At 41.9% G+C, this 12463-nt stretch carries 11 protein-coding genes; 9 read left to right on the top strand and 2 right to left on the bottom strand.

What is annotated here, in order from left to right:
- Positions 1-107: 107 nt before the first annotated feature.
- From ACMHKH_RS09690 to ACMHKH_RS09675, 4 genes are all read left to right on the top strand, one after another.
- Positions 108-1139, top strand: a complete 1032-nt coding sequence (locus ACMHKH_RS09690; protein WP_413520431.1) for a polyprenyl synthetase family protein — start codon at positions 108-110, stop codon at positions 1137-1139.
- A gap of 53 nt (positions 1140-1192) precedes the next feature.
- Positions 1193-1699 carry a diacylglycerol kinase gene (locus ACMHKH_RS09685; RefSeq protein WP_413520430.1) on the top strand — a complete coding sequence of 169 codons (507 nt, stop codon included), beginning with the start codon at positions 1193-1195 and terminating at the stop codon, positions 1697-1699.
- Between the two features lie 32 nt (positions 1700-1731).
- Positions 1732-2604, top strand: a complete 873-nt coding sequence (locus ACMHKH_RS09680; RefSeq protein WP_413520429.1) for a DUF72 domain-containing protein — start codon at positions 1732-1734, stop codon at positions 2602-2604.
- A 196-nt stretch (positions 2605-2800) separates the two neighbouring features.
- Positions 2801-3655, top strand: coding sequence for a hypothetical protein (locus ACMHKH_RS09675; RefSeq protein WP_413520428.1), 855 nt, complete (start codon positions 2801-2803; stop codon positions 3653-3655).
- Between the two features lie 72 nt (positions 3656-3727).
- Here ACMHKH_RS09675 and ACMHKH_RS09670 read toward each other — a convergent pair whose 3' ends face one another.
- Entirely contained in the window at positions 3728-4357 is a 630-nt protein-coding gene (locus tag ACMHKH_RS09670; protein ID WP_413520427.1) for a superoxide dismutase, read from the bottom strand.
- A gap of 553 nt (positions 4358-4910) precedes the next feature.
- Between ACMHKH_RS09670 and rdgB the strand changes: the two genes are divergently transcribed.
- From rdgB to ACMHKH_RS09645, 5 genes are all read left to right on the top strand, one after another.
- On the top strand, positions 4911-5564 hold the full coding sequence (gene rdgB, locus ACMHKH_RS09665; protein ID WP_413520426.1) for an RdgB/HAM1 family non-canonical purine NTP pyrophosphatase: 654 nt from the start codon (positions 4911-4913) through the stop codon (positions 5562-5564).
- 556 nt (positions 5565-6120) lie between these two features.
- Entirely contained in the window at positions 6121-7464 is a 1344-nt protein-coding gene (gene tig / locus ACMHKH_RS09660; RefSeq protein WP_413520425.1) for a trigger factor, read from the top strand.
- 450 nt (positions 7465-7914) lie between these two features.
- Positions 7915-8601, top strand: coding sequence for an ATP-dependent Clp endopeptidase proteolytic subunit ClpP (clpP, locus tag ACMHKH_RS09655; RefSeq protein WP_413520424.1), 687 nt, complete (start codon positions 7915-7917; stop codon positions 8599-8601).
- 126 nt (positions 8602-8727) lie between these two features.
- On the top strand, positions 8728-10002 hold the full coding sequence (gene clpX / locus ACMHKH_RS09650) for an ATP-dependent protease ATP-binding subunit ClpX (protein ID WP_413520423.1): 1275 nt from the start codon (positions 8728-8730) through the stop codon (positions 10000-10002).
- Between the two features lie 268 nt (positions 10003-10270).
- Positions 10271-11227, top strand: coding sequence for an SDR family NAD(P)-dependent oxidoreductase (locus ACMHKH_RS09645; protein WP_413520446.1), 957 nt, complete (start codon positions 10271-10273; stop codon positions 11225-11227).
- A gap of 87 nt (positions 11228-11314) precedes the next feature.
- On the opposite strand, the gene ACMHKH_RS09640 is transcribed toward ACMHKH_RS09645, so the two are convergent.
- Complete coding sequence (locus ACMHKH_RS09640; RefSeq protein WP_413520422.1) at positions 11315-12409, bottom strand: PTS transporter subunit IIC; 1095 nt, start codon at positions 12407-12409, stop codon at positions 11315-11317.
- Positions 12410-12463 lie beyond the last annotated feature (54 nt).

Raw genomic sequence — 12463 nt, 5'->3', positions numbered from 1 at the left:
AATAAAGCGTAAAAATGATTCATGGATGCGACGTGTGGCATAAGGAATATAATCTATCATGCTACACTAACGATATTTTTATTATTCACCTGATAGATGGTTGGATTATGACTGTTTCTTTTACGCCAAACCTTGCAGATAGCTGCTTTATGCCTTTTATAAATACCAAACAGTTTCATCATGATGTGCGCACGCAACTTACCCAAGATATTGACGTATTATTTGCTTACGCTGAGCTGCCAAGTCCGCTGCTTGACGCCTGCAGTTATGTGATGACAGGTACTGGTAAATTGGTGCGTCCGTTATTGGTTGCTAGCGCCTTTGCTAGTACTAATGCTCATAATGACATTGATAATGCCACTCATAATAAAAACAGCATGGCTAACGCTGATGGTTTAGAAGCTTTGTTAGAAAACGACTCAGATTATGATATGTGTCGACGCGCTGCGTTGGCGGTGGAGCTACTACATACCTATTCATTGGTACACGATGACTTACCCTGTATGGACGACGACGAGCTGCGCCGTGGTCAGCCAACCGCTCATATCGTCTTTGAAGAATCTACCGCACTACTAGCAGGTGATGTATTACAGACGCTAGCCTTTGAAGTGCTGACTGCTGAAATGCCGACCTTCGCACCTTTTGATTCAGCTATCGCCAGCCAGCTATTTGCTATATTTGCCCCACGTGCCAGACGCATGGTCTCCGGTCAAATGCTTGACCTCAATGCCGAAGCGACTATTTGTATTTCACAAAGCAATTTAGAAGCTATCCACCGTGATAAAACCGGTGCCTTAATTGAAGCGGCAATGCTAATGGGCGGTATATGTGCAGGTGCGACGGCTCCTCAGCGCATGGCATTGCAAGAGTGTGCGCAGCATATTGGTCTTGCGTTTCAAGTCCAAGACGATATTTTAGACGTCACCACCTCTACTGATACGCTTGGCAAGCCAGCCGGCAGCGATGAAAAATTAGACAAATCTACTTATGTAAAATTAATGGGCGTTAATGAGGCAACCAAATACGCACAATCTCTATTTGATGATGGACGTGCCGCACTTACTCGCGAACTGAGTGGTAATAAAGACAATGATGCGCTGATGGCACTTATCGAATGGCTTTGGGCTAGACAAAAGTAAGTTTGTGCGTGCTAAACTGTCCGCTATTCTATAACGATGATTGAGAGTTCTATATGAGCGACCTTAAACAGCCAAACTCTGACCAACAGCCTATTTCTCGCTCGCCTAAGCCGCCCAATCATCACGAGCATCATGACCATGCTGCTCATACGCCAGATGCGGGAACGGAAGCCGCTGCAAGCTTCGCTGATAATGCCAAAGGCAAAGCAGGCTTTGGGCGAATCGTTAAAGCAGCTGGCTACTCTGCCGATGGCTTTATGGCGGCCTATAAAAATGAAGCCGCTTTTCGACAAGCATTTTGGCTCAATTTAGCGTTGCTCATTGCGCTCGTATTCATCCCTTTAACCATTACTATAAAAATGATTCTGCTTATCGCCTCCTTTTTATCTATTATCGTTGAGCTATTTAATACAGGGTTAGAGGCCAGTATTGACCATACCTCAACGGCGCAACATCCATTAGCTAAAATAGGTAAAGACGTAGGATCAGCAGCACAATTTCTATCATTAACGCTGCTATTTATCTTATGGTTAATGGCTTTATCTACCTTGCTATTCTAACTTTGATATTTTAAATGATGCGTGGTTAATTTATGACTACTGGTAATTCTACTTCTTCCATTCCTTCAAACCAAAATATTTCTAATCAACTAGTTAATGCATCGCAGACTATTTATCTCGGCACTGGCGGTTATAGCGATACCGACTTACTCGGCACGCTCTACCCTACTGGCACCAAAAAAACTGACTTCTTACGTGAGTACGCCAAGCAATATGGCGCGGTCGAGATTAATAGCACCTTCTACGCACCTATCGGGCAAAAAGCCTTTGCAGGCATGGTCAATAAAGCCTATGTGCAAGCAGACAGTGAGTTGAAATTTGCCGTCAAACTCCATCAAGACTTTACTCATGCGCGTAAAGGCACTGCCGAACATGCGCAAGCTTTCCTAACTGCGCTAACACCACTTATCGAAGCCAATGCTCTCGCCCCACTACTACTGCAATTCCCACACGGCTTTGACCGTACTCGTGAGCATCGTTTATATCTCGCCAATCTTGTCAGCTGGTTTAAAGATTATCCGTTAGCCGTTGAGTTTCGTCATAACGGTTGGCATACGCCGCAAGTAGTCGATAGCTTTATCAAACAAGGTTTGATTTGGTGTAGTGTTGATTACCCAAAAGTCAGCGGCTTACCGCCGTCACGGCTGATATTTACCGAGCGCACTGGCTATCTGCGCATGCATGGTAATAATCTAAACTGGTGGGATGCGATGAGTGCTGCCGACCGTCATGATTATCGCTATAGCGAAGCAGAAATGAATGATTGGGCGCAAGCGATTGCCAATCAGCGTCAGCATTTTGATACGTTATATATTTTCTTTCAAAATACCGTCAATGCGCATGCATATTATAATATTGCGATGTTAAGAGAGGCGTTGGGTAAGTTTGGGTTTGAGGTTTTGTGAATTGCATTTATCACCACACGGTTCGTCACTTAAAGATGGAGCAAGGTCATTAATGTTTTCTTTAAATTATTACTAAACCAGAATAATTTGATCTCCTCTTGATTGGTAAACTATATTTCTCATATACGTATGGACTACAGTATATAAAGTCATATAAATATGTGAATCAAAACATTATTAGAGGAGTACTTATTAAATGATGCTAATGGATATATCATTTTCATGTGAGTGTGGCGAGAGGATAAAAGAAACAGTTTATGTACCAGCACCTAATTTTATGGCTGAACAGAACAAAGATAGTGCCAGTCAACATTATGAAGAAATCAGCTGTACATCTTGTGAGAAAGAACATGAAGTACTTGTAGTAAATACCTTTTCAGCAGCTGATTGTTATGTAATAAGCGATGGAAATACCGATGTAAGTTTTGGAATGCCTTACTTCCCAGAATCAGATTATGATGAAGATGAATTGGCATGGTTAATTCAAAGCGAAACTCAAATTGATATTTTTCAGAATCATATAAAAAGTGTTGAGAAAATTCTTGAAGCTGACATTGATTCAGAAGCTTATTTTAGCTTATTAGTTATGTTATATGGTCATGTAGTTGCCGCAGTAGAAGCCTATCTATCTTCTACCTTCATACAGAAGGTAACTAACTCTGAAGAGTTAACTAGGAAGCTTATTGAGACTGACCCTACTTTTTCAAAAATGAAATTTACCCTTAAAGAAATTTTTGAAGAACAAGAAAAGCTGAAGATCACAGTTGCTACTTACTTAAAAGACTTAATATTTCATGATCTTAAAAAAGTAAAACCTATGTATAAGGATGTTTTGGATTGTGAGTTTGGTGATATTAGCTGGTTATTTAAGGCTGTTGTAATTAGACATCATTGTGTACACCGAGCAGGTTATGACAAAGAAAATACTAAAGTTAAGTTATCAGTAGAGGTATTGAGGGAATTAGTTACTAAAGCACAAGACTTGACTTCTCTAATTGAAAGTAGAGTGCACCCTACCTCTCTTTCTGAAATGGAGATTTCTATGCTTTAAAATATATAAAAATCAAAAAAAGGACGCCTCTCAGCGTCCTTTTTTATCAATCAAAACATTAAGTTTTAAAGCTTACGCTTCAACACCAGCATCTTGACCTTTATATTTCGCATTGGCGTAGTCCCAGTTCACTAGTTTGTCTAGGAACGTGTCAACATAGTCAGGACGACGGTTACGATAATCGATGTAGTAAGCATGTTCCCATACGTCACAAGTCAATACCGCTACTTGGTCATGTGCAAGTGGTGTATCAGCGTTAGCTGTTTTAGCGATAGACAGTTTGCCGCCAACTTTGTCAGCAACTAGCCACGCCCAACCTGAACCAAACTGAGTCAATGCTGCGTTTTTGAACTCTTCACGGAATTTATCATAGCTACCGAAATCTTCTTCGATTTTAGCTTTCAAATCACCAGTAGGTTCGCCGCCGCCATTGTCTGGGGTCATGCAGTTCCAATAGAAAGTGTGGTTCCATACTTGGGCTGCTTGGTTAAACATACCTTGCTTGCTGTCATCTTTAGCAGTCGCTACGATGATTTCTGACAAAGTTTTGTCTTCTAGACCAGAACCTGGTAGCAATTCGTTTAATTTAGTCACATATGCATTGTGATGCTTGTCATGATGGTATTCTAACGTTTCGGCACTGATATGTGGCTCTAACGCGTCTTTTGCATATGGTAATTCTGGTAGTGTAATCTTTGACATATTATTTTATCCTTGCTGTTTAGCCGTTGATTTATAGAAACTAATATTATATGAACTAATCATAGAAATTGGATTTTACGCTATTTTTACCGCGCAAAAAACCCTATAAAATAGCGAGCTAAATTGGCTGAGTTTATTGTTTGAAATGAATTTTATCGTTTGGTACGTGTTATTCCTTAACACAATATCACGTATTATTATGAATCCAAAATGAACTTGTTGACTGTTATTTTTTTCTTGCTGCACAACCAAAAGCCAAATACTTGACTTTATAAGCATTTATTAACTTAATATTCACAAGCTATAAGCTATAATTCACGATAGCTTGGCAGCTATTATAGCAATAGTGGCGACAAATATCAGTTACCAAATGTTATGAAAAATGCAACTAGCATAGCCAGTCGTTATTTATCAACTATCCGCGTAGCAATGCTCAACGTCAGGTTTAGTAAGTATTTGCGTAAATGACAAACCCATAAATAATAGCATTAGAACAGAGCTAACAGTTAAAATCAGATCATAATTTTTATCATTATATAACGGGACAGACCCAATGAGCGCTATCAGTACTTCGCTATCTTCTAATCAACCGACAACTCATAATCAGTGGGTACTTGCCAGTAATAACAAAGGCAAGTTAGCTGAGTTTAAAAGATTGTTTGCCGAAGCAAATTTAGATGTGACGGTTGTGCCGCAAGGACAGTTGAATATCGACGATGCGATTGAAGATGGCTTGAGTTTTATCGAAAACGCCATCATAAAAGCGCGACATGCCAGTCGTATTAGTGGATTGCCTGCGATTGCTGATGATTCTGGACTTTGCGTACCCGTATTAGGCAATGCACCAGGGATTTATTCGGCGCGCTATGCTGGCGAGCACGGCAACGATAGTAAAAATAATGAAAAGCTTATCGCTGATTTGCAGCCTATTCGCGACGAGCACCCTAATGAGTCTATTAAAGGCATGTTCGTTTGCGTATTAGCAATGGTTCGTCATGCCGACGATCCGCTACCGATTATCGCGCAAGGCTTATGGCAAGGTGAGATTTTAGAATCTCCTCATGGTGATGGCGGTTTTGGTTATGACCCGCTATTTTGGTTGCCAGAGTTACAAGCAACAGCGGCAAGCTTAAGTGCTGCCGATAAAAACCGTATCAGTCATCGCGGTCAGGCAATTGAGCAATTATTGGCGCAACTGGCGTTATAGTTATATTTTCTAAGCAGATATAGTCGATCTACTATAAAACAAGCAAAGTGCCACTGACATTGGTACTGGGATAAGTTTTGCGCCGCCTCTGTCTGCGCAGGCACAGCAAGCAAGAAAAACTTATCCCAGTAGGGCGTTGTAAGATTTATACTTATTTTACCTAGGACTGACTATGGTAAGACTTGCAAAAATCGTGCATGCCCCTATTAAAGAGATAATTTTTACTTTAATAATCAGATAGATTATACTGTTCTACTTTTAAAATTTTGTTGAAAGCCGTTATTTGTCTGTATTATTCGTCAAAAAGCGTTATTATGCGACCTATTAACGGTTTAATATTGATATTCGATAGCGTCCATTAAGATTTATCATTTTTCATATCAGTGCCAAAGGCGATTGCTCAAGGTATTGGTGGTAAAATAGCTATCACTATCCCCTATTTATTCCAGCGGCAACCAGTAGCACACGCGTATTTTGCAGCATGGTTGTCTATTACTATTTAACCCTAAGTACTCTTTTATCCAAAGTACTATTTAATCCTAAAGGTGTAATCAACATGGCTACAGATTTACAAGTCACAACCAACAAGTTATCTAACAAAGAAACTCAGCTAACGGTTAAAGTACCCGTTGAAAAGATTCAAAACAAAGTTGAAGGTCGTATTCGTCAAGTAGCGAAAACTGCCAAAATTGACGGTTTCCGTAAAGGCAACGTCCCTATGACCCATATCCGTTCACAGTACGGTGCTGGCATTCAACAAGAAGTCATCAACGATGTCATCCGTGATACCGTTTTTGAAGCAATTAAATCTGAAGATATCCGTGCTGTTGGCATGCCTAACATCGACGACGTAAAACTTGAAGATGATTTCTTAGTTTATCAAGCGACCGTTGAAATTTTCCCAGAAGTTGATGTACAAGGTATCGATGAAATCGAAGTTGAGCGTCATACTGCTAAGGTTGATGAAGCTGACGTTGATACGATGATCGAAAACCTACAAAAACAACGTGAAGAATTCGTTGAGAAAAAAGGTAAAGCGGACAAAGGCAATCAAGTAACGTTTGACTTTGAAGGCTCTATCGATGGCGAGAAGTTCGAAGGCGGCTCTGCTGAAGACTTCAAACTGGTTATCGGTAGCAACCAAATGATTCCTGGTTTTGAAGCAGGTATCAAAGGCATGAAAGCTGGCGAAGAAAAAGTTATCGACGTCACTTTCCCAGAAGATTACCAAGCTGAAAACTTAGCGGGTAAAGAAGCGCAGTTCAAAATCAACGTAAAATTGGTTGAAAAATCTAAGCTACCTGAAATCGACGATGCGTTCCTTGAGCTATTCGGTGTTAAAGAAGGCGGCGTTGAAAAGTTAAAAGACGACGTTCGCAAAAACATGGAACGCGAAATCAAAAATGCAGCGCGTAGCCAAGTAAAACAAGCAACATTTGATGCCTTGCTAGAAAAGAACGAGTTTGATGTACCAAACGCCATGCTAGAGCAAGAAATCGACCGTCAACGCAGCATGATGATGCAACGTTTCTCTCAGCAGTTCGGTGCAAACGCTGATAGCTTCGATAAAGGTATGCTACCGAATGAATTGTTCGAAGAACAAGCATTACGTGCTGCACGTCTTGGCATCATCGTTGCTCGTGTTATCGACACCAAAGGTCTAGAAGTAGATCAAGAGCGCGTTGAGACTTTCATCAAAGAAGCGGCTGAAAACTACGAAGATCCAGCAGAAGTCATCGAGTACTACACCACTGATAAGCAACAACGCGCCAACATTGAGTCTGTGGTTCTAGAAGACCAAGTCGTTGATTATCTAATCGGTCAAGGTAAAGTGACTGATAAAGAAGTGAGCTATCAAGACCTATTGGCGGCTCAGCAACAACAGCAACAAGCGATGTAATCTAGCGAGCCTTTGCCATTCATTGGCAATGACTGCTAAGATTGCACTAGAAATGCTGTAATAGAGTGCCCTAACAAAATTGTTAGGGCATTTTTATTTGCGGCTTATATGCTATCTTTATAAATAGTTTATAGACCACACCCTTGATAAATGGCTATAGGCGCCTTATTAATAGGGAGTCATTTATCATTTGTCACATTAAAAAGTTACTATTACGCTGATAAAAAAGTTACCATTAGCTCAATTATTTTCAGTAGCTAGCATTAACTTTGCCATTAATCGTCATGATTTCTCAGCTGCTTGTGCGATAGATAGTTTTACTTAGCCTAATAGGTTTTATTTGCTGATAGCTTTTATTACCAGCCAGCAATGCTTACAATGATAACCACCTATAAAAAATTAACGATTTGCTAGCCTCTACTCTTTTATATTTATAAACAGGATATTTTTATGACAGATTATGATCGCATCACTGCCAACCCGCATTTTGATATGCTGATGAGTGCGCACAACGATGTACAACACACCCACAGCGCGCCTCAAGCCGCATTAGTTCCGATGGTCGTTGAGCAGTCAGCGCGCGGTGAACGCTCGTTTGATATTTTTTCACGTCTATTGCGTGAGCGCGTTATCTTTTTGACCGGTCAAGTCGAAGATCATATGGCCAACCTTATCGTCGCGCAGTTGCTATTCCTAGAAGCTGAAAACCCTGATAAAGACATTCATTTATATATCAACTCACCAGGCGGCTCAGTCAGTGCTGGCTTGGCAATTTTTGATACCATGAACTTTATTAAACCTGAAGTATCGACTATCTGTATGGGTGGTGCGTATAGCATGGGCTCGTTCTTGCTGGCCGCTGGTCAAAAAGGCAAACGTTACGCATTAGCCAATGCTCGCGTCATGATTCACCAGCCTTCAGGTGGCGCACAAGGCCAGGCAACTGATATCGAAATCAATGCTCGTGAAATCCTAAAAACTCGTGCACGTTTAAACGAGATTTTGGCTGAGCGTACCGGTCAACCAGTTGAGAAAATTGAAAAAGATGTTGAGCGTGATTATTGGTTAGATGCGAAAGAAGCCAAAGAATACGGTCTGGTTGATGAAGTATTAGAGCGTCGCCCTACTTCTTTATAATCGCTACTATATTAGCAACCGTATCCATCTAGCCCTGCCGTGATGCTTAAGTACTATATCAAGCACTTAAGCATTGATGCAAATATCAGAATATTTATAAGTATAAAATTTTAGGAGCGCCTGTATATGGCAGAAGATAACACCCCGCAGTGTTCGTTTTGCGGCAAAGAAAAAAGCGAAGTAAAGCAGCTGATTGCCGCTGACGATGCCAATATCTGTAATGAATGTATTGAACTATGTACTGACCTGATTGCCGACACTGACGAACATGGTGATGACGATAGCGACATTGACACCTCTTGGGTCAATAAAAAGCTGCCAACGCCAAAAGAATTGCGCGCCAAGCTTGATGAATACGTCATCGGACAGGACGCTGCCAAAAAAGCCCTAGCCGTTGCCGTTTATAATCATTATAAACGTCTGAAGGTTAGTCAAACCTTAGCCAATGACAGCAAAAAAGCCAAAATTGGCGCTGATGATGCGATGGTCGAGCTAGCAAAGAGTAATATCTTGCTGATTGGTCCAACCGGTTCTGGTAAGACCTTGCTGGCGCAAACTTTAGCTCGTTTGCTTGATGTGCCTTTTGCGATGGCAGACGCCACAACTTTGACCGAAGCAGGTTATGTCGGCGAAGACGTTGAAAACATCGTGCAAAAGCTACTACAAGCATCAGATTATGATGTGAGTAAAGCTGAGCAAGGCATCATCTATATCGATGAGATTGATAAAATCAGCAAAAAAGGCGACAACCCTTCTATCACCCGTGATGTTTCAGGCGAAGGCGTTCAGCAAGCCTTGCTAAAACTTATCGAAGGCACAGTTGCTGCTATCCCGCCACACGGTGGTCGTAAGCATCCGCAGCAAGAGCTTATCCAAGTTGATACCAGCAATATCTTAATTATAGTTGGTGGCGCGTTTGCCGGTCTTGATGCGGTTATTCAGCAGCGTACTGAAAAAACAGGTATTGGCTTCAATGCTGATGTCAGCTCAAAAGACGATAGCAAACGTAGCTCAGAGCTGCTACAAAAAGTAGAGCCTGAAGATTTGATTAAGTTTGGGCTTATCCCTGAGCTAATCGGTCGTCTTCCTGTCCTTGCTGCTCTTACCGAGCTTGATGAAGAAGCGTTGGTGCAAATTTTGACTGAGCCTAAGAACGCTTTGGTTAAGCAGTATAAGTATCTGTTTGATATGGAAGGCGCTGACATTACCTTTACCAAAGAAGCGCTTGATGCCATTGCCAAAAAAGCCATGGCACGTAAAACGGGTGCTCGTGGACTGCGTTCTATCGTCGAAAACGCACTCCTTGAGACGATGTATGAGCTACCGTCTATGAAAGATGCGAAGACTGTGCTCGTTGATGAGCAAGTAATTAACGAAGGCAAAACGCCAGAAATCGCTTAATTTGTTTAAATCTGAAAAAAAAGGGTATCAAGCCAATCGCTTCGATGCCCTTTTTTATCTTTTAACTTTCGTCAAATGACAGTAGCGTATATAGATGATAAACCGAGCTATGAGTAATTCATGTTAAAATAAGGTCAACAAACACCCTCAATAATACAAAGGATTGTTCATTATGATTGGTCACTTAACTGCTACAACTCATGCTCTACGTCAGTATCTGCCTCCCTCTTTGAGAGCTTACTCTTCTAATACTAACGAGAGCAAAGATATTCATAATTTCTACAAAGGTCATGTTGCGGCTATTACAGGCGCAGGTTCTGGTATGGGACGCGCTTTAGCGCTACATTTAGCACAGATGGGTTGTCACGTTGCCTTAGCAGACCTCAATCCAGAACCACTTGCAGAAACGCAAAAATTGCTTAGCGGTTATGATATTAAGAGTACAGTTACCGTGCTCGATGTCTCTGACCAAAAAGCGGTCTATGAGTGGGCTGACAGTGTGATGGCTGATCATGGCAAAGTAAATTTTGTGTTTAACAATGCTGGGGTAGCTTTATACTCGACCGTTGAAGGTAGTAGTATCGATGAGCTTGAATGGGTCATGGATATCAATTTTTGGGGCGTCGTTTATGGTACTAAAGCCTTTTTACCGTTGATTAAAAACAGCGTTAAGCTTAGCGAAACCAGTAGCAGCGCTGCTAAGAGCGATAATAAATCACGTCAATTCGATGAAAACGGTCATATTATCAATATCTCAAGCTTGTTTGGTTTGACCGCACAACCTTCACAATCCGCTTATAATGCGAGCAAGTTTGCGGTACGTGGTTTTACCGAAAGTCTGCGCCAAGAGCTTGATATTCAACGCTGCGGTGTCTCAACGACTTGTATCCATCCGGGCGGTATCAGAACCAATATCGCCAATAGCGCACGTGGCAACGAGAGTATTAGTGATATCGGTATGCGTGCTGGTCCTAACGCCATCAGAAGTTTTAATAAATTCTTGAAGTTCGATGCCAATGATGCGGCGTGGGTCATTTTGGCAGCAGCGGCAACCAATCAGCCGCGCTGCTTGATCGGTAATGATGCTAAGATGATTGATGCGGTTCAACGGGTTTTCCCAGCACGCTATAGTAAAGTATTGAATGATATTACGAAGCTGACTCGTCAATTAAAAGGTAGCAAGAAGCATAAAGGTAGTAAAAAAATCGTCAATGAATCGGCGTAAACTGATCTTATAGTCGTCATATTTATTTGTGTAAAAGCCTAGCAATTGCTAGGCTTTGTTGTCTCTATCGTTATAACATTTTAGCTATTAAGGTAATTTCATATCACCATCAACCAGCCAGCCCATACGGCGCATGATATGGGCGACTGCTCCTGCAATCACCGCTGGTAGTACAAACATCAATAATATAATTGCCGTCCATAACTGTACGGGACTCATAAGTGCTTGCGAGGCTTCAATAACGCCGAATACGCCTACTAGCCCTGCCGTTCCCATACCGGCTCCTGTCGCCGTACAAGCTAGTTTGAACACGACTGTCGCTATGGGACCGACAATAGCGCTAGCAATGACTGCCGGTAATAAAATCACCGGCTTTTTGAGCACATTAGGGATTTGTAGCATGCTCGTCCCTAGCCCTTGAGAGATGACCCCACTAAAACCATTATCCTTATAACTGGCAACAGCAAAGCCAATCATATGTGCCGCACAACCGACCACGGCAGCACCACCCGCTAGACCACCGAGTCCAATGGCAATACAAATCGCCGCACTAGATGTCGGCATAGTGAGCAATATACCTACCACTACCGCAATCACAATACCCATCAATAATGGCTGAAGGGTCGTTGCTGCTTGAATACCTTGACCAATTGCATTTACCGCTGCGACGACTGGTGGATTTAATAGCATACACACGACCAATGCCACGCTACAAACCATCAGCGGCACCAACAAAATATCAAGCTTGGTCTTGCCAGCGACCCACGTGCCGGCTCGATAAGCAAAAACGGAGGTCAAATATGCCCCAATCGGATTACCCGGTAGCGCAACAAAGGTGGCAGGACCAGCTTCTTGCGCGATAAACAGATTACCTGCCATCAAAGCTTCAGAATGTGCGCCTAGCATTCCTGCGACCAAGCAGCTGAGCATCACTAATGTTGGTGCTTTTAAATAATAGGCAATGCCGACGCCGATACCCGCGCCCATGAGCACTGATGCCAGTTTACCAACCGCAATCAATGCTGGTATATTTAACCAGCCACCGATTTGCGAGATAATCAGACCGGCAATTAAGGTAACAAATAGCCCCAATGCCATGCCAGTAAAAGCATCAATAAAGTATTTTTGGAAAAATCTTTTAATCGGCGTTGGCTTACCTACTGCTGAATCAGATACCGTCATAGCAATACTCTTCTTTAAATTTTTAATAAAATGGCGTTTGAAAAAGCTTGATAT

It is taken from the genome of Psychrobacter glacincola (assembly GCF_965118485.1).
Classification (GTDB): Bacteria; Pseudomonadota; Gammaproteobacteria; order Pseudomonadales; family Moraxellaceae; genus Psychrobacter; species Psychrobacter glacincola_D.
Note: the sequence above shows the minus strand (reverse complement) of the source record. Positions and strands in the feature narration are given on the sequence as shown.

Coding starts and splice junctions, on each gene's coding strand:
- ACMHKH_RS09690 (WP_413520431.1), top strand. CDS start 108: ATGACTGTTTCTTTTACGCCAAACCTTGCAGATAGCTGCTTTATGCCT.
- ACMHKH_RS09685 (WP_413520430.1), top strand. CDS start 1,193: ATGAGCGACCTTAAACAGCCAAACTCTGACCAACAGCCTATTTCTCGC.
- ACMHKH_RS09680 (WP_413520429.1), top strand. CDS start 1,732: ATGACTACTGGTAATTCTACTTCTTCCATTCCTTCAAACCAAAATATT.
- ACMHKH_RS09675 (WP_413520428.1), top strand. CDS start 2,801: ATGATGCTAATGGATATATCATTTTCATGTGAGTGTGGCGAGAGGATA.
- ACMHKH_RS09670 (WP_413520427.1), bottom strand. CDS start 4,357: ATGTCAAAGATTACACTACCAGAATTACCATATGCAAAAGACGCGTTA.
- rdgB (WP_413520426.1), top strand. CDS start 4,911: ATGAGCGCTATCAGTACTTCGCTATCTTCTAATCAACCGACAACTCAT.
- tig (WP_413520425.1), top strand. CDS start 6,121: ATGGCTACAGATTTACAAGTCACAACCAACAAGTTATCTAACAAAGAA.
- clpP (WP_413520424.1), top strand. CDS start 7,915: ATGACAGATTATGATCGCATCACTGCCAACCCGCATTTTGATATGCTG.
- clpX (WP_413520423.1), top strand. CDS start 8,728: ATGGCAGAAGATAACACCCCGCAGTGTTCGTTTTGCGGCAAAGAAAAA.
- ACMHKH_RS09640 (WP_413520422.1), bottom strand. CDS start 12,409: ATGACGGTATCTGATTCAGCAGTAGGTAAGCCAACGCCGATTAAAAGA.